We start from the raw sequence: 23525 nt of genomic DNA on the forward strand, positions 1-23525 counted from the left end.
TTATTTTAATCGAACATCAGATACTGACGCTCCTGTTGGAATCATTGGAAATACATTATCTTCCTTTTCTACACAAACCTCTAAGAAATAAGCCTCTTTACTTGCCATCATTTCTACTACAGCACTTGCTAATTCTTCTCTTTTAGTTACTCTGTTAGCTGCTAGATGATAACCTTTTGCAATTGCTACAAAATCTGGATTTGTCATTATGGTAGAAGCGTATCGTTTATCAAAAAACAGCTGTTGCCACTGGCGTACCATACCTAAAAATTCATTATTTAATACTACTATTTTAACAGCTGCTTTAGTTTGTAAAATCGTTCCAAGTTCTTGTATGGTCATCTGGTAACCACCATCACCAATTACAGCAACTACCTCACGCTCTGGGGTTCCCATTTTAGCTCCAATTGCCGCAGGTAAAGCAAAACCCATAGTTCCTAATCCACCTGATGTAATATTACTTTTCGTTTGATTGAATTCTGCATAACGACTTGCTATCATTTGGTGTTGTCCAACATCAGTAACTACAATGGCTTTTCCTTCAGAAGCTTCATTTATTTGCTTGATAACCTCTCCCATTGTTAACCCTTCTTTCGTTGGAAACAAATCATTTTTTATCACGTTATCAAACTCTACAGCATCGAGGTTTCTAAATTCTTGTAACCATTCTTTGTGTGAGTTTTCTTCTAAAAGAGAAAGTGCTACCGTTAAGGTTTCTTTTACATTTCCTAAAACAGCTACATCTGTCTTTACATTTTTGTCAACTTCCGCAGGATCTATTTCAAAATGCACCACTTTAGCTTGTTTTGCATAACGGCTTAAATCCCCAGTAACACGATCGTCAAAACGCATCCCGATAGCAATTAATACATCACATTCATTCGTTAGTTTATTTGGACTGTAGTTACCATGCATTCCTACCATTCCAACATGTAATGGGTGTTTGGTTGGTAAAGCCGATAAACCTAACAACGTACTTGCCGATGGAATTCCTGCTTTCTCTATAAAAGCTTTGAATTCTTCTTCTGCCTCTCCTAGTATTACTCCTTGTCCCCAAACTATAAATGGTCTTTCCGCGTTATTAATCAACTCAACAGCTGCTTCAACACTTTGGATGTTCATCGTTGGAACAGGTTGATAACTTCGTACTGAAGTACATTTTTTATATTCAAAATCAAACTCTTCAAACTGTGCATTTTTAGTAATATCAACCAAAACAGGTCCTGGTCTTCCTGAACGGGCGATGTAAAATGCTTTTGCCATTACTTCGGGGATCTCACTTGCTTTGGTTATCTGATAATTCCACTTCGTTACTGGAGTTGAAATACCTACGATATCTGTTTCTTGAAAAGCATCAGACCCTAATAAGTGTGCTCCTACTTGTCCTGTAATACATACCATTGGCGTAGAATCTATCTGTGCATCGGCAATACCAGTAATTAGGTTAGTTGCTCCTGGACCCGAAGTTGCCATGGCAACTCCTACTTTACCTGTAGCTCGCGCATAGCCTTGTGCTGCATGAGTTGCTCCTTGCTCGTGACGTGTTAATACATGATGTAATTTATCTTGATATTTATACAGCTCATCATATACAGGCATAATAGCTCCTCCTGGATACCCATACAATAAATCGACTCCTTCTGCTAATAAACATCTTACTACAGCTTCTGCACCTGTAATGGTTACTTTTTGTGTGATTTCTTGTTCTGTTTGTTGTTTCGTTTTTGTTTCCATAAACTCAGCTTTATGCTTTTAGCTTTTAGCTATATGCTTAGTTATTTTTATTAAATTTTTAGTGCTACTATATGTAGTCTTGAATCTTAATTCTCTCGTCTTTATCTAAAAATCAAACACCTTTAGGCAAGCCTCAAGAAATTTATCTTCTGGCTATCGCCCTGCGATTAAAATTCGTCGGTTACACATCCGTTAGATGCTGATGCTACTGTTCTTGCATATTTATATAGCACTCCCCTTTTCACTTTTAAAGGTGGAGCTATCCATTCTTGTTTTCTTTTAGTTAACTCTTCTTCTGAAACTTCTAGATTAATCGTATTCGTTTCTGCATTGATAGTTATGGTATCTCCATCTTTTACCAAAGCTATTACACCTCCTTCTTGTGCTTCTGGTGTGATATGCCCTACTACAAATCCGTGCGTTCCTCCCGAGAAACGACCATCTGTAATTAGAGCAACATCTTTACCTAACCCTGCTCCCATAATAGCAGCTGTTGGCTTTAGCATTTCTGGCATTCCTGGTCCTCCTTTAGGTCCTTCATAACGAATTACTACAACATCTCCTTTTTCAACTTTTCCATCTCGTATCCCATCATTTGCTGCGTATTCGCCTTCAAAAACTTTTGCTTTTCCTGAAAAATACAATCCTTCCTTTCCTGTTATTTTCGCTACGGAACCTTCCTTAGCTAAGTTTCCGTAGAGCATTCGTAAATGTCCCGTAGCTTTGATAGGTTGTTCTGTTGGTTTAATTACTTCTTGCCCTTCCGTTAAACTTGGAACTGTTGCTAAATTTTCAGCTAAAGTTTTTCCTGTTACGGTTAAACAATCGCCATGTAACAGCCCTTTTTCTAACAAATACTTTAAAACTGCTGGTGTACCTCCTACTTTGTGTACATCTTCCATTAAGTATTTTCCACTAGGCTTTAAATCTGCTAAAAATGGCGTTTCGTCAGAAATACGTTGAAAATCTTCCAAAGTAAATTGCACGTCTGCTGCTTTTGCTATGGCTAAAAAGTGTAATACTGCATTGGTAGAACCTCCCATAACCGTTACCAACCGTACTGCATTTTCTAGAGACTTTTTCGTTACAATGTCTGATGGTTTGATATCTTTTTCTAGCAATACGCGTAGTGCTTCTCCTGCCTTGACACATTCTTGCTCTTTGTTATCACTAATCGCAGGGTTAGACGAGTTGTAAGGTAAACTCATACCCAAGGCTTCAATTGCTGACGCCATCGTATTTGCGGTGTACATTCCTCCACAAGCTCCAGCTCCTGGACATGCTTTTTCTATCACATTCTCATATTCCTTTTGAGTAATCGTTCCCGCAACTTTCTCTCCCCAAGCTTCAAAAGCAGATACCACATCTAATTTTTTTCCTTCATGACACCCTGAGGCAATGGTTCCTCCATATACTAAAACTGATGGACGATTTAAACGCAACATTGCCATTAAGGCTCCTGGCATGTTCTTATCACACCCCACTACGGTTACCAATCCGTCATATGACATCGCTTGCACTACCGTTTCCATAGAATCGGCAATGACATCACGAGATGGTAGTGAATAGCGCATCCCTGGTGTTCCCATAGAAATTCCATCAGAAACCCCTATGGTATTAAATATCAACCCAACTAAATTGGCATTTTCAGTTCCTTCTTTTACCAATTTTGCCAAATCGTTTAGATGCATATTACACGGATTTCCTTCATATCCTGTACTTGCAATTCCTACCAAGGGTTTTTCTAAGTCTGATTTCGACAAACCTATAGCATGCAACATAGCTTGTGCTGCTGGTTGCGTATCGTCTTGCGTTACTTGTTTACTAAATTTGTTTAGTTCCATCTTAGCTTGCTTTTCGTTTTTGACGTAAGCCTAATACTTCGTCTTTATATGTTTTCATTAGTTTTTGTCCGTATGTTTTTTCCCATGCTAGTGGAAACTCATAGTCGTCTAGCGATTGTAAGCCAACTACCTCGGCTGCAGTTCCTGTAAAAAAGCAAGCATCTGCGTTTTTTAATTCTTCTAAAGTGAAATGTTTTTCTTCAACAGAAATCCCTTCTTCTTTACATAAATCGATAACCGTAGCACGGGTAATTCCTGCCATGATATGACCTCTTGGAGGCGTGTATAACTTCCCATCTTTCTGCATAAAAACATTTGCTCCAGAACATTCAGCAACATTGCCATTCATATCTAATAACAATGCTTCATCATAACCGTTATTCTTTGCTTCGTTAGTTGATAATATTGAATTCGTATAGTGCCCTGTTACTTTTGCTTCTACAAAACATGACTTCGGATTCGGACGCTGAAACGATGATGTTTTTACTTTAAGTAATTTATCTCCCATGTACTTGCCCCACTCCCAACATTGTATTACTAAATTCGTCTCTTTAGAAGTTAACAAACTCATATCTGATCCTGTAGTGACTAACGGACGGATGTAAGCATCTTTTAGACCATTACGTTCTAACAATTCGTAAGTAATTTGAGTTAGTTGTTCTTCAGAATAATTCAATTTAATATTCATGACTTCTGCTCCATACTTAAGCCTTTTGTAATGCTCATATGACTTAAAAATTTTAGTTTCTTCGTTGGTATTGTATGCTCTTATACCTTCGAAAACCCCATTTCCATAGTGTAAACTTTGACTATACAAGTTAGCGCTTGCGTCTACGGCTTTGATAAACTCTCCGTTGTAATAGATTACTGTTTCTTCGTTGTAATACATTTTTTCAGTTGTTTTGCTGTTCAAAATTATTTTTCGCTTTTTAATTTACTTTCTTGTTTTGTAAGGCTTTGATGATTTTCACTGACTCCAAAAAACAAACAAAAAACTAAAAACCAAGCACTTAAAACCAAATCATTATGATATTCACGGAATAAAAAAAGCCTGTATCTAGAGTTAGATACAGGCTTCCTTATAGGCAATAACTATCTGTATCAACTCGGTGGAGAGCTAATAATGACAATAATAATTACCACGATGTTAAAAATTTGATTCATGTTTTTTGCAACTAAAAAAGGCTTCCTAAATTTAGGAAGCCTTCTTGATTAATTTATATGTTAAATATTAAATACCGCTTCCCTATCCTTGTGAAATAATCACAATGACAATAATAATAGAAATGATATTTAATATTTGTTTTTTCATCTGATATCACAAATATTTGAAATTATTTTTTAGTTATCCTAATATTTTTTTGATTTTTTTATTTCTACCCTTAAAAACACACCTCCTAACCCACTGTTTTACTTAACATTATAAAAGTTTTTATTTTTTATTTAGCATTTATCAAAATTTATTTTATAGATTTGTGCCGTTATGCAAACAAATAAAATATACAACTATATACCCAGTTTTTTAGTGCGGTCTTTCAACCGACGCTAGTCTTCCTTTTGTCCTAAACTGAGTATTGTATAATTTTATTTTCATTCTTTTGATTTCTATAATCTACATTTTTATATCGTTATTAACTCTTGTTATTGTTTTCAATAACATTACTGTTGTACGACCTATTTTTATCCGACGTCGCCCGTAAGGGTACTACTTCATTTTGGGAACCTAGGTGTGTCCGGTTCTTCTTTTTAAACCACCGATTTTTAACAAAATGTTTATCTAAAATCAATTTCAATGAGAGTTGTTATTGCTGATCAATCGCATAGTAAGTATGCTGAAATTATTTGTCAAACTATTGACGAAGCTGCTCTGGTTAGAGGCACAGGAATTGCCAAAAGAAAACCAGAATACATCATTACAAAACTAGAAAATGGTAACGCTGTTATTGCCTTAGATGGCGATCAATTTGCTGGTTTTTGTTATATCGAAGCCTGGAGTCATGGCAAATTTGTAGCCAATTCTGGGTTGATTGTTCACCCAAACTATAGAGGTATTGGTTTAGCCAAACAAATTAAGAAAGTAGTTTTTGAGCATTCTAAAGCTAAATTTCCTAATGCTAAGATATTTAGTATTACTACTGGTTTGGCGGTTATGAAACTGAATAGCGAACTAGGCTATAAACCTGTAACCTTTTCTGAACTCACAGAAGATCAGTCTTTTTGGAATGGATGTCAGACCTGTAAAAATTACGACGTGCTACAACGTACTCAACAAAAAATGTGTTTGTGTACTGGTATGCTATACGATCCTAACAAAAAAACTCAGAACATAAAAGTAAAAGAGAAAGTCTTTCAAAGGCTAAAAAGAATCAAGGAAAGCATCTTCCTAAAAAAAGATAAAAAATGAAAAAATTAGTAATTGCTTATAGTGGCGGATTAGATACTTCGTACTGTGCAGTAAGCTTATCAAAACAAGGATATGAAGTTCATGCAATTAGCGTGAATACTGGCGGATTTTCTTCCGAAGAAATTAAAAAGATTGAGCACAATGCTTACACCATGGGTGTGGCTACCTATAAAAATATCAATGCCGTAACTGATTATTACGATAAAGTAATTAAGTACTTAATTTTTGGTAACGTGTTAAAAAACAATACGTATCCACTTTCGGTAAGTGCCGAAAGAATTATACAAGCCATAGAAATAGTAAACTATGCTAAAAATATTGGTGCTAGCTTTATTGCGCATGGTAGCACAGGTGCTGGAAACGATCAGGTGAGGTTTGATATGATTTTTCAAACGATTGCTCCTGAAATTGAAATCATCACACCTATCAGAGATTTGCAACTTTCAAGACAAGAAGAAATTGAGTATTTAAAAAGTAACGGCATTGATTTGTCTTGGGAAAAAGCTAAATATTCTGTCAACAAAGGTTTATGGGGAACCAGTGTGGGAGGTGAAGAAACTTTAACTTCAGAACATCCGTTACCAGAACACGCCTACCCTTCTCAAGTAACAAAAACAGCACCTGAACAAGTAAAGCTTTCTTTTGTAAAGGGTGAATTAACGGCTATTAATGATGACGAAAAAGCTCCTGTGCAAAATATTGAACAATTGAATGCCTTAGCTTCTAAATTCGGAATTGGTAGAGACATTCATGTAGGTGATACTATTGTTGGAATTAAAGGAAGAGTTGGTTTTGAGGCTGCTGCTGCGTTAATCACAATTAAAGCACATCATTTGTTAGAGAAGCACACTTTAACTAAATGGCAATTACAACACAAAGAATATTTAGCAAGTTTTTATGGGATGCACTTACATGAGGGACAATATTTAGATTCTGTAATGCGAGATATAGAAGCTTTTTTAGAGAGTAGTCAGTCAAAAGTTACTGGAGATGTTTTTGTTACGCTAAAACCCTATCATTTTACCTTAGATGGAATTGATTCTCCACATGACTTAATGAACGCCAAATTTGGTAGCTACGGTGAGCTAAACAAAGGATGGACCGCTGAAGATGCAAAAGGTTTTATTAAAATCTTAGGAAATCAGAATAAAATATACCAACAGGTTAATCAGTAGACAGTAAACAGTGAGTGATTAACAATAAACAGATTGCCACGCTTCGCTCGAAATGACAAAAACGTCATCATGAGGAGTGATAACGACGTGATGATCTCATGAATGAAAACTCATTCTACTATTTAAAACAACAAACAATATGATACAAGTAGGAATCATCGGAGGTGCTGGTTATACAGCAGGAGAGTTAATTAGACTTTTATTACAACATCCAAAAGCGACTATTAATTTTGTGTATAGCACTTCTAATGCCGGTAATAAAATAGCGAATGTACATCAGGATTTGGTGGGGAGTACCGATTTAGTATTCACCAATAAAATCAATGCTTCAGTAGATGTGCTATTTTTATGCTTAGGACACGGAAATTCTAAACAGTTTTTGGAAACACATCTCTTTTCAGAACACACAAAAATTATTGATTTAGGAAATGATTTCAGACTAAAAGCAGATAGTAATTTTCAAGAAAAAGAGTTTGTGTATGGTTTACCTGAGTTTCAAAAAGAAACAATACAAAACGCTTCTTATATTGCAAATCCAGGTTGTTTTGCTACGGCTATTCAATTAGGATTGCTTCCACTGGCAGATGCAGGTTTATTACAAAATGATGTACATGTCAATGCGGTTACTGGTGCTACTGGAGCAGGTACTTCATTATCAGCAACCACGCATTTTACATGGAGAGATAATAATTTTTCGTACTACAAGCCTTTTACGCATCAGCATTTAGGAGAAATCAATCAGACCTTACACACACTTCAAACCAGTTTTAAATCAGAGGTTTTATTTCTTCCTAACAGAGGAGATTTTTCCAGAGGTATTCACGCAACGTTATACACAGATTTTGAAGGAAGTTTAGAAGAAGCTCAACAACTGTATTCAGACTACTATAAAGGTGCTGTTTTTACACACATAGCTGATAGTGAACTACATTTAAAACAGGTAGTAAACACCAATAAGTGTTTAATTCATTTGCATAAACACGGAGATAAACTTCTAATAACAAGCATCATAGACAACTTATTAAAAGGAGCTTCTGGGCAAGCAGTCCAGAATATGAACCTAATGTTTCGTTTTCAAGAGAATACAGGATTACAACTAAAAGCAACATATTTTTAAAATAAAAGACATGAAAATAGCAATTATAGGTACAGGTAACTTAGGAAAATCAATCGCTAAAGGATTGATACAAAACAAATCATTTTCTCAACTTTTCTTAACTAAAAGAAATATTGAAGAACTCAATGAATTTAAAGAAGTTTCCAACGTTTTCATTAGTTCTAATAACAAGGAAGCAATCACAGCATCTGATGTATTAATTTTTGCTGTACAACCAACACATTTAGAAGCTCTTTTAAAAGAAACTGCTCCCCTATTATCAGACAATCATATAGTGATTTCTACAGTTGCTGGTTTTTCTATTGAAAAAATGGAAGCGCTTATTGATTCAGATACTACTATTATCAGAGCCATGCCTAATACTGCTATTGCCGTTGGAAAATCGATGACTTGTATTAGTGGTAATACTCAAAAGAAGGAAGATTTAGAAATAGCTACAACTATTTTTAATCAACTAGGAACTTCAATGATTATTCCTGAAGATCAAATGCAAGCAGCCACTGTAATATGTGCTAGTGGAATTGCTTTTTGGATGCGCTTAATACGGGCAACTACACAAGCCGCTATTCAGTTAGGTTTCGATGCAAAAGAAGCACAAGAACTCGCTATGCATACTAGTGAAGGTGCTGCCAACCTACTCATAGCTACCCAAAATCATCCTGAAGAAGAAATCGATAAAGTTACCACTCCAAAAGGCTGTACCATTGAAGGTTTGAATGAAATGGAACACAAAGGATTAAGTGCAGCATTAATACAAGGAATGGTAGCCTCTTTTAACAAAATTAACACCATAAAAAAAGAAAACTAATGAGTTTATTTAACGTATATCCTCTATTTGATATAACCCCAGTAACCGCCAACGATGTATATGTATACGACGATAAAGGCGTAGAATATTTAGATCTATATGGCGGACATGCCGTAATTTCTATCGGGCACTCACACCCTGCCTATGTTAAAAACATTAGTGAACAAGTGAGCAAACTAGGCTTTTATAGCAACGCGATTCAGAATCCGTTACAGGTTGAATTGGCTGACCAACTAGAAAACATTTCTTGTTGTAAAGACTATCAACTATTCTTATGTAATTCTGGAGCTGAAGCCAATGAAAATGCTTTAAAACTAGCTTCTTTTCACACTGGTAAGCAGAAAATAATTGCTTTTAAGAATTCATTTCACGGACGTACTTCAGCTGCAGTAGCAGCAACTGACAATCCTAAGATTGTAGCGCCTATCAATGCGCAGCAAGAGGTTATTTTTTTAGAGTTTGAAGACTTGGAAGGTGTTGAAAAAGCTTTACAAGGCAACGATGTTTGTGCTATTATAATAGAAACCATTCAAGGTATTGGAGGATTAGACGAAGCTTCTACAACTTTTTACCAAGGATTAGAAAACCTATGTAAACAATACAACACGTTACTTATTGCTGATGAAATTCAGTGCGGATTTGGTAGAACAGGAGATTTCTTTGCTTTTCAAAAACATGGAATTACTCCACATATTATTTCCATGGCAAAAGGAATGGGGAACGGATTTCCTGTGGGTGGAATCTTAATCCATCCAAGTATTGAGGCTTCTTACGGTTTGTTAGGGACAACCTTTGGCGGTAATCACTTAGCCTGTGCTGCTTCCTTAGCTGTTCTTGAAACCATCCAAAAAGAACAATTGATGGAAAACGCACAGCAAATTGCTGCATATTTTATGGAACAAGCAGCTTCAATTCCACAAATAACAGCTGTAAAAGGAAGAGGTCTTATGTTAGGATTAGAATTCGATTCTCCTATTGCTGACCTAAGAAAAAACCTAATATTCAAGCATCATATTTTCACTGGAAGCGCTAAGAATCCGAACTTGTTAAGAATTCTTCCCCCGTTAACCATTCAAAAGCAACATATCGATGTGTTTTTTGAGTCTTTAAAAAAGGAACTGTCATGAAGAAATACACCAGCCTAAACGATATTGAAAACCTTTCAGAAACCATTCAAAAAGCAATTCAATTAAAAGAAAATCCCTATCAGTTTACTGATTTAGGACAACATAAAACCTTAGTCATGCTTTTTTTCAATGCTAGTTTACGTACAAGATTAAGCACCGAAAAAGCGGCTAAAAATTTAGGTATGGAGGTAAGCGTGTTAAACATTACCAATGCTTGGAACATGGAGTTTGAAGACGGTACTGTAATGAACTTAAGTACTTCAGAGCATATTAAAGAAGCTGCCATGGTAATTTCTCAGTATGCTGATATGATTGCAGTAAGAGCTTTTCCAACGTTGAAAGACAAAGAAAAAGACACCTCTGAAATTGTACTCAACAGTTTTATAAAATACGCTACGGTACCTGTTATCAATATGGAAAGCGCTACTGACCATCCACTGCAAGCCTTGGCAGATGCGATTACTATTACGGAAACTAAAAAAGTTGACAAACCTAAAGTTGTGTTGTCTTGGGCTCCTCACCCGAAAGCCTTACCACATTCGGTTGCCAATGCTTTTGTACACCTTATGCACAACATGGATGTAGAGTTTGTTATAACACATCCCAAAGGTTATGAGCTAGACCCGGAAATTACGAAAGGATTCCCTGTAGAATACAATCAAGAGAAAGCTTTTGAAAATGCCGACTTTATTTATGCCAAAAACTGGAGTTCTTTTAATGAGTATGGCAAAATTCTAAATGAAGACCCCAACTGGATGATTACCAAAGAAAAAATTGGAGATGCTAAGTTTATGCACTGTTTGCCTATTAGAAGAAATGTAGTAGCAGAAGATGCTGTTTTAGATGGTGAAAATTCTCTTGTGATTGAACAAGCCAACAACAGAACTTTTGCAGCTCAAATAGTATTAAAAGAGATTTTAACTCATTTAAGTTGAATTTAAATTTTGACTTGTCAGTTCGAGTGTCGACCGCAGGGAGATGTATCGAGAACTACTTGAAAACGTCTCGATACAATTTTTCTTCCTTTCAGTACGAAAAATCACTCGACGTGACATTAAATTAAAAGATAATTGACAAATGAAAACCATAAAGATTGTTAAAATAGGCGGAAACATTATTAATGATGAGACAGCCTTACATAGCTTCTTAGCTGATTTCGCTCAGTTAAAAGGACCTAAAGTATTGATACACGGTGGTGGAAAATTAGCTTCTGAATTGGCTAAACAGTTGAATATTCCTGTGACGATGATTGATGGCAGACGTGTAACCGATACGCAAACTTTAGATTTGATTACTATGGTATATGCAGGTAAAATCAACAAGCAAATTGTTGCGCAGTTACAAGCGCATAACGCCAACGCTATAGGTTTTACAGGAGCGGACGGAAATACTATTATATCAACCAAACGTCCTGCTGAACCTATAGATTACGGATTTGCAGGCGACGTTGTTACCGTGAATCCGCAAGTACTAACCATATTAATTAATAACGAAGTAACGCCTGTGTTTTGTGCCATTACGCACGATGCTAACGGACAGTTATTGAACACAAATGCAGACACCATAGCTTCAGAAATTGCTATAGGTCTCTCTGCTCATTTTAGTACAGAACTATATTACTGTTTTGAAAAATCAGGAGTGCTAAGTGATATAACCGATGACAACTCTATTATCGAACAAATCACTTCAGAATCCTATGCGCAATTAAAAGCTGATGGAGTCATATTTGAAGGAATGCTTCCTAAACTAGACAACTGCTTTCACGCCCTAAAAAATAACGTTCACAAAGTTCATATAGGTAGTACAACTATGCTATTTAACTCAAAAAACAAACACACCTCATTACAACTATCATGATACAAAGACTTACCACAAAAGCCATCAATCTGTTAAAAAACCTAATAGAAACACCTTCTTTTTCTTCGGAAGAAGATGCTACTGCCCTACTGCTAGAAAACTGGTTTAAAGAGTTTGATATTCCATATACTAGAACTCAGAACAACGTGTGGTCAGTAAATAAACATTTTGATGCTAACAAACCTACGTTATTACTCAACTCGCATCACGATACGGTAAAACCTAATAACGGCTATACCAAAGATCCGTTTAAAGCTATTGTAGAAGACGGTAAACTCTACGGATTAGGAAGTAACGATGCTGGTGGATGTTTGGTTTCGCTGTTAGCAACCTACACCCACTTCTACCAAAAAGAAAACTTGACTTACAACCTTGTTTTTGCAGGAACTGCCGAGGAAGAAAGCAGTGGTCCTAACGGTTTAAACGGATTACTAAAAACTTTACCAAACATTGATGTAGCCATCGTAGGAGAACCTACTTTAATGAATTTAGCTATTGCTGAAAAAGGCTTGGTAGTTTTTGATGCTGAGGTAAAAGGAACCCCAAGTCATGCCGCACACCCGAATCACGATAATGCTATTTATAACAGTATTGAAGTATTGCAGTGGTTTAAAGATGTTGTATTTGAAAAAACCTCGGAAACCTTGGGAGACGTAAAACTCACGGTAACACAAATCAATGCAGGAAAACAACACAATGCTGTTCCTTCCGAAGTAAAATTAGTGGTCGATGTTCGTGTAAACGATCAATATACCAATCAGGAAATTAGTGATTTTTTACAAGAACACGCACCTTGTAAGATACAACCAAGAAGTTTGAATTTGAATTCATCTTCAATACCAAAAGAACATCCATTAGTACAAGCAGGTATTACTTTAGGAAGAAAAACCTATGGTTCTCCTACCCTATCTGACCAAGCAGTATTAAGTTGTCCGTCGTTAAAATTAGGGCCTGGAGACAGCACACGTTCACACACCGCTGATGAGTTTATTTATCTTCAAGAAATTGAGGAAGGAATTGAGTTGTATATAAAATTATTAGAGAAAGTATTGTAGAAGAACAGAGAACCAAGAACAAAGACTTCCTAAAATCTTTATTCTAAGCCAACCGTCATTCCGAACGAGGTACGAGGAGGAACCTTAATAAAATGAGTAACAAACATACTTAAGATTTCTCCCACTGGTCGAAATGACAAAAAACAATAAAAAGAGTCAAGAACAAAGACTTATAGACAAGTCTTTGCTCTAACAGCGAAGCGGTCTATTCTCTTGGCTCTAAAAAACAATCGTCATTCCGAACGAAGAGAGAAACCGTAAGGTTCAGCGTAGCTAAATCTCATTAAAAAGAGTAACTCATAAGTTTGAGACCTCTCACATACGTTCAAGGTGACAAACAAACAATGAGAATTTTGTTAGTTATAGTGTTTAACACTCAATACTAACTTCTCAATACTCAATACTAATTAAAAAACATAAAAACATGAAACTTTGGGACAAAGGATTATCCATAGATAAAAAAATAGAACATTTCACTGTTGGAAACGATAGAGAAATAGACATACACATTGCACCGTATGATTTGCAAGCATCATTAGCGCATGCAAAAATGCTGGCTTCCATCGGTATTATTACTTCGGAAGAATTAGCACAAGTAACTGCTGGAATTACTACGCTACAACAACAAGTGGCAGAAGGTACTTTTATAATAGATGCTCAATTTGAAGACGTACATTCTAAAATTGAATTCGAATTGACTAAAATATGCGGTGAAGTTGGTAAGAAAATTCACACAGCACGTTCAAGAAACGATCAGGTTTTAGTAGCGTTACAATTGTATTATAAAGACAATCTTCAATCGATTTCAGATAAAACAAAAACACTATTTAATACATTATTACAGTTAGCAGAGCAATACAAAACTAAACTATTACCAGGCTATACTCACTTACAAGTGGCAATGCCTTCTTCTTTCGGATTATGGTTTTCTGCTTATGCTGAATTGCTAATTGATGATTTGTACATGGTTAATTCTGCACTAAAAACGGTAGATCAAAATCCCTTAGGCTCTGCGGCTGGTTATGGTAGTTCGTTTCCTATTGATAGAGAATTCACCACAAAAGAACTAGGGTTTGAAACCTTAAAATATAATGTGGTTGCTGCACAAATGAGCAGAGGAAAAAGTGAACGTACCCTTACCATGGCGTTGGGTAGCGTGAGTAATACACTAGCTCGTTTTGCCATGGATATCTGCCTGTATATGAGTCAGAATTTTGACTTTATCTCTTTTCCTGATGAATTAACTACAGGTAGTAGTATTATGCCGCATAAAAAGAATCCTGATGTATTTGAATTGATTAGAGGAAAGTGTAATAAGATTCAAGCGTTGTATACCGAAACCTTATTAATCACCAACAATTTACCAAGTGGATATCATAGAGATTATCAGTTATTAAAAGAAAATATCATCAATGCTTTTGAAGAGTTAAAAGATGTGTTAGATATTTTTGACTATGCTATTCAGCAAGTTATTGTAAAAGATATTGACTTACAGGATGAGAAATACAAATATCTATTTACAGTAGACAATATGAATACCTTGGTAGAAAATGGTATGAGTTTTAGAGAAGCTTATCAAAAAATTGGTGGCGAAGTTGTCAACGGTACATATACACCCGATACTTCTAAAAAACATACACATGTGGGTAGTATTGATAATTTGTGTTTGGGTAAGATACGAGAGAAGCTTGGTTAGTGGTTAGTCACTCCAAACGAGGCTCGAGGAGGAATCTTTACAACTAGATTTGAGTTAATAGTTTTTCATGCAATAATCAGCTTAAAAAACGAAACTAAAATATAAATTCATCTCTATTAAAGAACATATATAAAAAATTATTAGTTTTAGACTAAAAAAATCGTTGCACGTTTGCTACTTCTGAAAACTAATAAATGAATAAAACATTAAAAATAAGTTTAATAATTGTACTACTAATAGTTACTGTACTCTCATTTTTATTATGGCGATTTCTTGGAAAACCTTATTGGAAAATAAACCTTATTGGAACTGAATATATAGAGAACTCTGAGGAACTGAGATATGTTAATGAACAACTTAAAGATAACCTATATTTAATTAAAAAATATAAACATTCAAAAGATGCCATGTTAATTGGTTTTGGTGGCGGTGGAAGTAAAACTGAGGATTATTATTCTTACGGTATTGCCGATAAAAACAAAAACATTCTATTGAAACCAAAATATCAATTTCTATATACTAAAACAAATTCACATAAAGAATTAATTATATATGGACTTCCGTATGTAGAAAAAGGAAATGAAAAAATGATGTTTTATAAAATTGTAAACGGACAACTAGAACTGATTAAAGAAGAAAGTAGTTGGTAACAATGTATAGTTTAATTATACTTTTTTAACCCTATATTTTGTATGTTTTTTATTTAATTTCACCTTGGTTAACGCTTAATAAAAGAGAGAAACAATTAGTTTGGAAAATAAACAACCTTTGTTTTTTCGTTGTACAAAATAAAAACACTTACAAATATCTTAAGAATCATTGTTAATCAACCAAATAAAACTCCTAATAAATAATAAATAGAAATATGGCAAGAATATATTACGATGAAAAAAAACTATACGGAAAACCATTTAAATCAACTACTCTTAACATCAATTCTTTCAAATACATATTTGAAAATACAATTATTGAAAAAAACTTTCCAAAAAAAATAGAGTTTACTAATTCAAAAAAAGAGATTTTTAAAACGTTACTTTTATATACAGACGATATTGAATATGATTCAAGTAAACGTAAAGTTTATATTCCAAATTCAATTATATTTTATGATTATGAAGATTATAACTTCCCTACAGAGTTTTATTTTATTGTTAGAATTGAAAACCAAATTGAAATAAGAAAATGCAATGGTGGTGAAGATATAAAATGGTTTCATATTCCAGATATGCATAAACCTGTATATGATTTAAGAATTATAACTAAAATAGAAGCTACTTTCTCAGAACTCATTAAACTCGTAGAAGAAAATTTAAAAAGAGAAAAAAACTCTAACAAAAAAGTAAACATAAAAAAAGAGCGTCCATCTATAAATAGTATTCAGCGAGAAGCATACAAAGAACTGACTGAAATATGTGTTTTAAACAAAAAAGAATGCGTTTTAAATCATATAAAAAACCTTAAAAACTATGATAATGACAGTGAATATTTTACAACACTTAACTATTTAATAGACCTTTTAGAAGAGGATGATATTTCGTTTATTATAAGATTAGACTGGAAAGCTGATATTAAAGATTTAGAATGGTTTTTAAAATCAACATTAAAAGATAATTTTAACTTATCTATTGACTTACCCAGTCCTAATAATTACAAAAAAAATGCATCTGTTTCTTTTGATAACGTTTTTGAGGATTTCGATAAACCTTTAAGACAAAATAATCTTCAATTAGGTTTTATAGATACTCAGTCAGACGAATATGTTTTTATTTTACATAAAATTACAGATAAAAAAAGAATACAAAAACTTATTAAACTTATTGGATACAACTATTACGAAAAATAAAAGTTATTTAAGTTACAAACACTAATTATATAGTTATTTAATGAACTTAATTACAAACTACCCTTATATATCAACAATCATAATTATACTTATTTTGAATTTTATAATTAAAAAAATTACACGAGCTAAACATTCTCCTCTTCTAAAGGCATTCTTATTTATAATGGCGATTATCTCTCAAGCCTGTAGTCCTTTTGCAGGTCCTGTAGATAAATCTATTTCAGATTCCTATTACTATTCAAAATCAAAAAATAACATCTGTTATTCTCCTATGGGAAATTGGTTTGAATTGGGTAACACTAAAATAAATGCAGATGTTGAGAGCTTCAAGGTCTTAGGAAGAGATTTTGGAAAAGACAAAAATCACCTATATTTTAAAACTCATATTATAGATAATGAAGTAGATGTTTCTACCTTTTATGTCCACAAAGACAATTACATCTGTTTTGATAAAGACCATGTATATTTAGCTGTAAACTATTTACCCCAAGATATTCAAGAGGAAAGTCAAGGAAAAAAGCACTTGTGGAAAATAGCTAAAGCTAATCCAAATACATTTCAAAAAATTGATAATGATTGGTCTAAAGACGACAAATTTTATTTTTACAACTATAAGCCTGTAAATGTAGATTATAATTCATTTACAATTATAAATAGCAACTTTGTTAAAGATAAAAATAATGTATACTCATTAAAAAGCTATAAATTACTAGCTTCTACAATAGATCCAGCTACAACTAAAAAAATCAACAATAGATATATTGCTGATAAAAACAATATTTATGATTTTCAGGAGTATCAAAATGGTAAAATGGTAGACTCTCTAATATCGATACCTTACCAAAACATCAACAATTTAACTGTTTTAAAAGATAAGTTTCTATTATTTGACAATAAGGTTGTTTATGATGGAGTAAAAATTGAGAATGCTGATCCTGCTTCTTTTGAAATAATTCAATTCCCGTATTCTAAAGATAAAAACAACGTGTTCTATCACGGAGATATAATTGAAAAAGCTGACCCAAATACGTTCAGTATATTTAAAACCTCTTTTTATTCAAAAGATAAAAACCATGTATTTGTTTATGGAAAACTATTAAAAGACGCTGATGTGGCTACTTTTGGACCAGTAAATAAAAAACATTCTTTACTGTATAAGGATAAAAATCATACTTATCGAGGAGACCAAATTGTAGAAAACAATTAAACCTACTTCCTTAATAGTAACTATTTGAAAACAAACATAAAATACGAATACACTATACTTTATATTGAGAATATAAAAAAACGGTTAGTTTTAATAAAAAATTGACTTTATCTAAAAGGCCATCATAAACCTAATCTACTAAAACCTTATACTTTTTGGTACTTTTATTACTTTATAAAGTTTGCTTATACTTCTTGAAAAGAGGAAGAAGCATAAATTTAAAAAAAATAAAATGTCAATAACAAAAGAATCAGAGCTTATTGGAATGAAAAAAATTAGTAAAGTGGTTGGATTAACACTTAAACTAATGAGAGAATATGCTAAAGTTGGAATGTCTACCAAAGAGCTTGACGAATATGGTGGTGAAATTTTAAAAAGCTTTGGCGCTAAATCTGCTCCTTATGTAACTTATGGTTTTCCTGGTTATACCTGTATTAGTGTAAATGAAGAAGCGGTTCATGGAATTCCTTCTGATAAAAAAATTCTAAAAGAAGGAGACTTAATTAACATTGATGTATCTGCTGAGTTAAATGGCTTTTGGTCAGATAATGGAGGTTCATTTGTACTGGGTAAAGACATTTACAATCATCAACCTCTTGTAGATGCTTCTAAAAACATCTTAAAAAAAGCTATAAATAATATAAAAGGAAGTGTTAAAATGGTTGATATTGGATATTTAATAGAAACTGAATCTAAAAAATTGGATTTAAAGTAATTAAAAACTTAGCTGGACATGGAGTTGGAAGAAGTTTGCACGAAGAACCAGAAAATATTTTAAACTACAGAGTAAAAACCAACCAAGAACGATTTAGAAAAAATACTACTGTAGCAATTGAAACTTTTATCTCTACAAGCTCAACTATAGCTGTTTAGTTGCAAAATGAATGGCCTTTGGTTGGAAATAAAGGAGGATATATAACACAACACGAACAAACAATATTAGTAACAGGTAAAACAAACTCCTATTGTTCTATCAAAATCTAATGAAATTGGGGTTTAAATAACTCATTGCACCATCACTTTTACTTTAAAAAAACACTTTCAAAAGAAATAACTACTTTAGTGACTGTTACACTAACTAACAGTCACTAAATATGTCTAAAAAAATAGGGTTAAAAGAAGCCATTTCAATAGGAGTTGGAGGTATGGTGGGTGGTGGTATTTTTGCCATTTTAGGTCTTGCTGTTTTACTTGCCAAAGGTGGAACTCCAATTGCTTTTTTACTTGCAGGTATATTAGCTTTACTAACCTCATACAGCTATGTACATCTTTCCAAAAAATATCCAGATAGAGGAGGAACCGTAAAGTTTATTAATCAAGGTTTTGGAAGAACTATTTTTAGTGGAGCAATTAACAATCTTTTATGGATAAGCTATATTGTAATGCTTTCTTTATATGCTTCTGCTTTTGGTTCATATGCTCCTAACCTATGGGAAATTACTCAAAACAAAACAATCAACTTCCATATATATGCTAGTGCTATTATTATTATAGCTACAGCAATTAACTACTACAGTATTGCTGTAGTAGGAAAAATTGAATCGTACGCAGTAGCTATTAAACTTATAATTCTTATTGGTTTTATTGCCTTCGGTGCTTATGGACTAATAGGAAATCCTAATATGGCACAACTATCTATTAGTAACTGGGAGAATCCTATCAAATTATTTGCTGGAGGTATGGTCATTTTTGTTGCTTATGAAGGTTTTGAGCTAATTGCTAATGCTGCTCCCGATATTTTAAATCCTGAAAAAAACATAGCAAAAGCTTATTACTATTCTGTAATATTTGTAATTATATTGTACATTATCATAGCTCTTGTTACTGTAGGTTCCCTTCCTTTTAATCAAATTGCCAAAGCACAAGATTATGTACTAGCTGAAGCCGCTAAACCAATGTTAGGACAGGTAGGTTTTACTGTCATAACTATAGCAGCATTAATTTCTACTTTCTCTGCCATTAATGCTTCATTATACGGAGGTAGTAAAGTGAACTATGAAATTGCAGAAGATGATGAATTACCACATCACTTTCTAGCTAAATTTTGGAATCAACCTATCGGATTACTAATTACAGCTATAGCAACTTTAATATTAGTTAACACCTTGAATTTAGAAAGTATTTCTATCGCTGGTAGTGTTGGTTTTATCCTTATTTTCGGAATTGTAAATTATGTAGGTTTTAAGCTTTCAAAAGAAACAAACTCTAATAAAGGAATTTCTTTATTCGGTTGCATTTTATGTGCTGTTGCCCTAATTATTCTTATAAGACAACAATTAGAATCAAATCTTATTGGTGTATTTGTTTCTCTTGGTATTATTACTCTATGTTTTATTATTGAGTGGATCTACAAGAAAAATGAAACAAAGGCTATATAAAATGAATTCATTTTATATAGCCTTTGCCTTTGAATAAGTTTTTATTCTTCCAATTTAGAATGTTCAGAATACGTACGCCATTTCTCTAAACAAGCGGTAATATCTTCTGGTACTTCAGAGTTAAATTGTAAAAACTCTCCTGTTATTGGATGTGTAAAACCTAAAGTTTTTGCATGCAAAGCTTGTCTTGGCAACACTTTAAAGCAATTATCTACAAATTGTTTGTATTTAGTAAACGTAGTTCCCTTTAAAATAGCATTCCCACCATAACGTTCATCGTTAAAAAGTGTATGTCCAATGTGTTTAAAGTGAGCTCTAATTTGATGCGTTCTACCCGTTTCTAACTTACATTGTACCAAGGTTACATACGTAAGTCTTTCAAGTACTTTATAATGAGTAACAGCACGCTTACCATGCTCACCATCAGGAAAGACATCCATTTGTAAGCGATTTTTAAAACTACGTCCTATGTTTCCTTCAATCGTTCCTTCATCCTCTTCAATATTTCCCCAAACTAAAGCATAATACAACCGTTCAGTAGTACGATCAAAAAACTGCTTAGACAAATGTGCCATTGCGTATTCTGTTTTTGCAACTACCAATAATCCACTTGTATCTTTATCAATACGATGTACTAAACCAGGACGTTCATTAGAGTTGGTTGGTAAGTTTTCTATGTGATGAATTAGTCCGTTCACTAATGTTCCAGAGTAATTTCCATGGCCAGGATGAACTACCATACCTGCTGGCTTGTTCACCACTATTACTTCATCATCCTCATATACTATATCAATAGGAATATCTTCTGCTACTAATAAGTTTTCGTGAGGTGGATATGTTAATACCACCCTAACAATATCCTTAGGCTTTACTTTGTAGTTTGGTTTTACTGCTACATCATTTACTAAAACATTTCCTGCTTTAGCTGCTTGCTGTATTTTATTTCGAGTTGCATTTTCAATAAAGTTCATTAAAAACTTATCTACTCGCAATGGTACTTGACCATCTGTTGCTACAAACCTATGGTGCTCGTATAAATCATCATTTTCTATCTCTGGAGTGTTATCTTCCTGCATCAATCAATTTATAAAAATTAGTATCCGTTACCATCCCCTAAAATCAAGTCGATGGTTGTTTGTTTTGGTAATTTAGTTCCCGGTTCAATTTTTTGTCCGTTATACTTTAATCCACGAACCACATCTTTTCCTATATCGTGTACCCAAGTAACCTTAGTTCCTACTTTAAACCCTATTGAACGTAGGTGTGTTGTTGCCTGACGTCTGGTACGTCCATTTAAATTAGGCACCTCTATATCTCTATACTTTGACGGATTTAAGGTTAAATATATTTTACGCTTTTCTTTTACAAAATCACCTGCTTCCGGATCTTGCTCAATAATTGACTTCTTAGGATAATCTGGATTATAACTTGCACTGTCAATTACCACAAAATCTAAATTTAATTCACTTAATTTTTGCTCAACATCAGCTAACGACATTTTATGTAGGTCAGGTACTTGTATTTTTTGATTATGGTTTGTTGTAACTCCTAACCACCATTGTAGAACAAATACAAAAACTAGTATTGAAACAACTGCTATAATTATATTTTTTAAAAAAGATTTACTTTTAATAAATTCAAATAAACCTCCAGATTTTCCTGTTAAATTACTCATATCATTTTTTTGTAAGATCGCACAAATTTACAGTAAAAATATTACTATTTTAAATTCAACAAGTCTTAAACGAGTTTTTTTGGTAAGTTTGTATAATCCAACGATTGGATTTTAGATAAACAATGATAAAAACAGTAATTGAAATACATTTGAAGTGAAAAAAAACATCGCTATTATTATGGGAGGTTATTCCTCTGAAGTAGGAATTTCTCTAAAAAGTGGTAATGTAGTTTACAAACATATTAATACAGAAAAATATAACGCGTACAAAGTTCATATTTTAGAAAATAAATGGGTGTATGTTGATGATAACGAAGAAGAATATCCAATAAATAAAGAAGATTTTTCAATTGAAATTAAAGGTCAAAAAATTACATTTGATTGTGTTTTTAACGCTATTCATGGTACACCAGGCGAAAACGGAATTATCTTAGCTTACTTTGATCTTATTGGTTTAAAACACACCTCTGCCCCATTCTACCAAATGGCTTTAACCTTTAATAAGCGTGATACCTTAAGTGTAGTGAAACAATACGGAATAGCAACAGCTGTTTCTATATATCTAAACAAAGGTGATGAGATTGATTGTGATGCTTTTATTAAAAAAGTAGGACTTCCTTGCTTTGTAAAACCAAACGGAGCAGGTTCTAGTTTTGGCATATCTAAAGTGTATACTAAAGAAGAGTTAATTCCTGCTATAGAAAAAGCATACGAAGAAGATACTGAAATATTAATTGAAAGCTTTTTAGATGGAACTGAGGTTTCTGTTGGAGTAATTCAATACAAAGGAGAAACAAAAGTACTTCCAATAACAGAAATTGTTTCTGAAAATGATTTCTTCGATTATAAAGCTAAATATGAAGGTCAATCTCAAGAAATCACTCCTGCACGTTTAATTGATTCTCAAAGAAAGAGAGTTAAAGAAGTAGCCAAACGTGTGTATGAAATTTTAAATATGCGTGGTTTTTCTCGCTCTGAATATATTTTAGTTAACGATGAACCACATTTTATAGAAATGAATACTGTTCCTGGATTAACAGAAGCAAGTATTTTACCACAGCAAGCCAATCATGCGGGTATTTCTTTAACTGAATTATTTGGAAACGCTATTGAAATGGCTTTAAATGACAAGATATAATGAAAAGAGCAATTTTTCCTGGATCTTTCGATCCAATTACTTTAGGACACTTAGATATTATTGAACGTGGTGTTACCCTTTTTGATGAATTAATTATTGCAATTGGGGTGAATGCCGATAAAAAATATATGTTTTCTCTAGAGGAGCGTCAACGTTTTATTGAAGAAACTTTTAAGCATGAGCCAAAAATAAAAGTACTTACTTATAGTGGACTTACTGTAAACTTTTGTAAAGAACAAGACGCTCAATTTATTTTAAGAGGTTTACGAAATCCTGCCGATTTTGAGTTTGAAAAAGCGATTGCACATACTAATAGAAAACTTTCTGAAATTGAAACTGTGTTTTTACTAACCTCTTCAGGTAAAAGCTATATTTCTTCATCTATTGTAAGAGATGTTATCAGAAACGATGGAGACTACACAGGCTTGGTTCCAGATGCAGTTAGAATTTAAACTTTTTAAAACTAT

Annotated in this window: 22 protein-coding genes; 17 read left to right on the forward strand and 5 right to left on the reverse strand. The window is 33.4% G+C overall.

What is annotated here, in order from left to right:
• From ilvB to ABHQ57_RS12840, 3 genes are all read right to left on the reverse strand, one after another.
• Positions 1-1734 carry a biosynthetic-type acetolactate synthase large subunit gene (ilvB, locus tag ABHQ57_RS12830; RefSeq protein ID WP_389863894.1) on the reverse strand — a complete coding sequence of 578 codons (1734 nt, stop codon included), beginning with the start codon at positions 1732-1734 and terminating at the stop codon, positions 1-3.
• 167 nt (positions 1735-1901) lie between these two features.
• A complete protein-coding gene (gene ilvD, locus ABHQ57_RS12835; protein ID WP_167713700.1) occupies positions 1902-3578 on the reverse strand; it encodes a dihydroxy-acid dehydratase in 1677 nt (558 codons plus the stop codon).
• 1 nt (position 3579) lies between these two features.
• On the reverse strand, positions 3580-4467 hold the full coding sequence (locus ABHQ57_RS12840) for a branched-chain amino acid transaminase (protein WP_167713699.1): 888 nt from the start codon (positions 4465-4467) through the stop codon (positions 3580-3582).
• Positions 4468-5370: 903 nt separating this feature from the next.
• On the opposite strand from ABHQ57_RS12840, the gene ABHQ57_RS12845 reads away from it, so the two are divergent.
• The 15 genes from ABHQ57_RS12845 (at position 5371) to ABHQ57_RS12915 (ending at position 20245) form a co-directional block, all read left to right on the forward strand.
• Positions 5371-5982: a GNAT family N-acetyltransferase gene (locus ABHQ57_RS12845; protein ID WP_167713698.1), complete on the forward strand. Its 612-nt coding sequence runs from the start codon at positions 5371-5373 to the stop codon at positions 5980-5982.
• The gene (locus tag ABHQ57_RS12850; protein ID WP_167713697.1) at positions 5979-7157 is read left to right on the forward strand and encodes an argininosuccinate synthase; all 1179 of its coding nucleotides are present in this window, start codon (positions 5979-5981) and stop codon (positions 7155-7157) included. The genes ABHQ57_RS12845 and ABHQ57_RS12850 overlap by 4 nt, the downstream gene beginning before the upstream one ends.
• Before the next feature lie 139 nt (positions 7158-7296).
• Positions 7297-8274, forward strand: coding sequence for an N-acetyl-gamma-glutamyl-phosphate reductase (gene argC / locus ABHQ57_RS12855; protein ID WP_167713696.1), 978 nt, complete (start codon positions 7297-7299; stop codon positions 8272-8274).
• A gap of 10 nt (positions 8275-8284) precedes the next feature.
• A complete protein-coding gene (proC, locus tag ABHQ57_RS12860) occupies positions 8285-9082 on the forward strand; it encodes a pyrroline-5-carboxylate reductase (RefSeq protein ID WP_167713695.1) in 798 nt (265 codons plus the stop codon).
• Positions 9082-10209, forward strand: coding sequence for an aspartate aminotransferase family protein (locus ABHQ57_RS12865; RefSeq protein ID WP_167713694.1), 1128 nt, complete (start codon positions 9082-9084; stop codon positions 10207-10209). Before proC ends, ABHQ57_RS12865 begins: the two co-directional genes overlap by 1 nt.
• Positions 10206-11144, forward strand: coding sequence for an acetylornithine carbamoyltransferase (locus ABHQ57_RS12870; protein ID WP_167713693.1), 939 nt, complete (start codon positions 10206-10208; stop codon positions 11142-11144). The genes ABHQ57_RS12865 and ABHQ57_RS12870 overlap by 4 nt, the downstream gene beginning before the upstream one ends.
• A gap of 142 nt (positions 11145-11286) precedes the next feature.
• A complete protein-coding gene (gene argB, locus ABHQ57_RS12875) occupies positions 11287-12066 on the forward strand; it encodes an acetylglutamate kinase (RefSeq protein ID WP_167713692.1) in 780 nt (259 codons plus the stop codon).
• Positions 12063-13121, forward strand: coding sequence for a M20 family metallo-hydrolase (locus ABHQ57_RS12880; RefSeq protein ID WP_167713691.1), 1059 nt, complete (start codon positions 12063-12065; stop codon positions 13119-13121). The genes argB and ABHQ57_RS12880 overlap by 4 nt, the downstream gene beginning before the upstream one ends.
• A gap of 424 nt (positions 13122-13545) precedes the next feature.
• Positions 13546-14817 carry an argininosuccinate lyase gene (argH, locus tag ABHQ57_RS12885; protein WP_167713690.1) on the forward strand — a complete coding sequence of 424 codons (1272 nt, stop codon included), beginning with the start codon at positions 13546-13548 and terminating at the stop codon, positions 14815-14817.
• Between the two features lie 194 nt (positions 14818-15011).
• Positions 15012-15467: a hypothetical protein gene (locus ABHQ57_RS12890; RefSeq protein ID WP_167713689.1), complete on the forward strand. Its 456-nt coding sequence runs from the start codon at positions 15012-15014 to the stop codon at positions 15465-15467.
• Positions 15468-15682: 215 nt separating this feature from the next.
• Positions 15683-16660 carry a hypothetical protein gene (locus ABHQ57_RS12895; RefSeq protein ID WP_073183611.1) on the forward strand — a complete coding sequence of 326 codons (978 nt, stop codon included), beginning with the start codon at positions 15683-15685 and terminating at the stop codon, positions 16658-16660.
• A gap of 163 nt (positions 16661-16823) precedes the next feature.
• Complete coding sequence (locus ABHQ57_RS12900) at positions 16824-17867, forward strand: DKNYY domain-containing protein (RefSeq protein ID WP_167713688.1); 1044 nt, start codon at positions 16824-16826, stop codon at positions 17865-17867.
• 232 nt (positions 17868-18099) lie between these two features.
• On the forward strand, positions 18100-18582 hold the full coding sequence (locus ABHQ57_RS12905; RefSeq protein WP_389863901.1) for a M24 family metallopeptidase: 483 nt from the start codon (positions 18100-18102) through the stop codon (positions 18580-18582).
• 35 nt (positions 18583-18617) lie between these two features.
• Positions 18618-18740: a hypothetical protein gene (locus ABHQ57_RS12910; RefSeq protein ID WP_389863903.1), complete on the forward strand. Its 123-nt coding sequence runs from the start codon at positions 18618-18620 to the stop codon at positions 18738-18740.
• A gap of 221 nt (positions 18741-18961) precedes the next feature.
• Complete coding sequence (locus ABHQ57_RS12915) at positions 18962-20245, forward strand: APC family permease (protein WP_281979867.1); 1284 nt, start codon at positions 18962-18964, stop codon at positions 20243-20245.
• Between the two features lie 41 nt (positions 20246-20286).
• On the opposite strand, the gene ABHQ57_RS12920 is transcribed toward ABHQ57_RS12915, so the two are convergent.
• Both ABHQ57_RS12920 and ABHQ57_RS12925 read right to left on the reverse strand, forming a co-directional pair.
• Positions 20287-21321: an RluA family pseudouridine synthase gene (locus tag ABHQ57_RS12920; protein ID WP_167713687.1), complete on the reverse strand. Its 1035-nt coding sequence runs from the start codon at positions 21319-21321 to the stop codon at positions 20287-20289.
• Positions 21322-21338: 17 nt separating this feature from the next.
• The gene (locus ABHQ57_RS12925; protein ID WP_073183621.1) at positions 21339-21920 is read right to left on the reverse strand and encodes a PASTA domain-containing protein; all 582 of its coding nucleotides are present in this window, start codon (positions 21918-21920) and stop codon (positions 21339-21341) included.
• Between the two features lie 154 nt (positions 21921-22074).
• On the opposite strand from ABHQ57_RS12925, the gene ABHQ57_RS12930 reads away from it, so the two are divergent.
• Together ABHQ57_RS12930 and coaD are read left to right on the forward strand one after the other, a co-directional pair.
• On the forward strand, positions 22075-23058 hold the full coding sequence (locus ABHQ57_RS12930) for a D-alanine--D-alanine ligase (RefSeq protein WP_073183623.1): 984 nt from the start codon (positions 22075-22077) through the stop codon (positions 23056-23058).
• Positions 23058-23510, forward strand: a complete 453-nt coding sequence (gene coaD, locus ABHQ57_RS12935; protein ID WP_047788995.1) for a pantetheine-phosphate adenylyltransferase — start codon at positions 23058-23060, stop codon at positions 23508-23510. The genes ABHQ57_RS12930 and coaD overlap by 1 nt, the downstream gene beginning before the upstream one ends.
• Positions 23511-23525: the final 15 nt, after the last annotated feature.

This window comes from Tenacibaculum sp. ZH5_bin.1 (assembly GCF_042865525.1).
Lineage (GTDB): Bacteria > Bacteroidota > Bacteroidia > Flavobacteriales > Flavobacteriaceae > Polaribacter > Polaribacter mesophilus.

Bases quoted from the DNA above. Each gene is read 5' to 3' on its own strand.
- ilvB (WP_389863894.1), bottom strand. From the start codon at position 1,734: ATGGAAACAAAAACGAAACAACAAACAGAACAAGAAATCACACAAAAA.
- ilvD (WP_167713700.1), bottom strand. From the start codon at position 3,578: ATGGAACTAAACAAATTTAGTAAACAAGTAACGCAAGACGATACGCAA.
- ABHQ57_RS12840 (WP_167713699.1), bottom strand. From the start codon at position 4,467: ATGTATTACAACGAAGAAACAGTAATCTATTACAACGGAGAGTTTATC.
- ABHQ57_RS12845 (WP_167713698.1), top strand. From the start codon at position 5,371: ATGAGAGTTGTTATTGCTGATCAATCGCATAGTAAGTATGCTGAAATT.
- ABHQ57_RS12850 (WP_167713697.1), top strand. From the start codon at position 5,979: ATGAAAAAATTAGTAATTGCTTATAGTGGCGGATTAGATACTTCGTAC.
- argC (WP_167713696.1), top strand. From the start codon at position 7,297: ATGATACAAGTAGGAATCATCGGAGGTGCTGGTTATACAGCAGGAGAG.
- proC (WP_167713695.1), top strand. From the start codon at position 8,285: ATGAAAATAGCAATTATAGGTACAGGTAACTTAGGAAAATCAATCGCT.
- ABHQ57_RS12865 (WP_167713694.1), top strand. From the start codon at position 9,082: ATGAGTTTATTTAACGTATATCCTCTATTTGATATAACCCCAGTAACC.
- ABHQ57_RS12870 (WP_167713693.1), top strand. From the start codon at position 10,206: ATGAAGAAATACACCAGCCTAAACGATATTGAAAACCTTTCAGAAACC.
- argB (WP_167713692.1), top strand. From the start codon at position 11,287: ATGAAAACCATAAAGATTGTTAAAATAGGCGGAAACATTATTAATGAT.
- ABHQ57_RS12880 (WP_167713691.1), top strand. From the start codon at position 12,063: ATGATACAAAGACTTACCACAAAAGCCATCAATCTGTTAAAAAACCTA.
- argH (WP_167713690.1), top strand. From the start codon at position 13,546: ATGAAACTTTGGGACAAAGGATTATCCATAGATAAAAAAATAGAACAT.
- ABHQ57_RS12890 (WP_167713689.1), top strand. From the start codon at position 15,012: ATGAATAAAACATTAAAAATAAGTTTAATAATTGTACTACTAATAGTT.
- ABHQ57_RS12895 (WP_073183611.1), top strand. From the start codon at position 15,683: ATGGCAAGAATATATTACGATGAAAAAAAACTATACGGAAAACCATTT.
- ABHQ57_RS12900 (WP_167713688.1), top strand. From the start codon at position 16,824: ATGGCGATTATCTCTCAAGCCTGTAGTCCTTTTGCAGGTCCTGTAGAT.
- ABHQ57_RS12905 (WP_389863901.1), top strand. From the start codon at position 18,100: ATGTCAATAACAAAAGAATCAGAGCTTATTGGAATGAAAAAAATTAGT.
- ABHQ57_RS12915 (WP_281979867.1), top strand. From the start codon at position 18,962: ATGTCTAAAAAAATAGGGTTAAAAGAAGCCATTTCAATAGGAGTTGGA.
- ABHQ57_RS12920 (WP_167713687.1), bottom strand. From the start codon at position 21,321: ATGCAGGAAGATAACACTCCAGAGATAGAAAATGATGATTTATACGAG.
- ABHQ57_RS12925 (WP_073183621.1), bottom strand. From the start codon at position 21,920: ATGAGTAATTTAACAGGAAAATCTGGAGGTTTATTTGAATTTATTAAA.
- coaD (WP_047788995.1), top strand. From the start codon at position 23,058: ATGAAAAGAGCAATTTTTCCTGGATCTTTCGATCCAATTACTTTAGGA.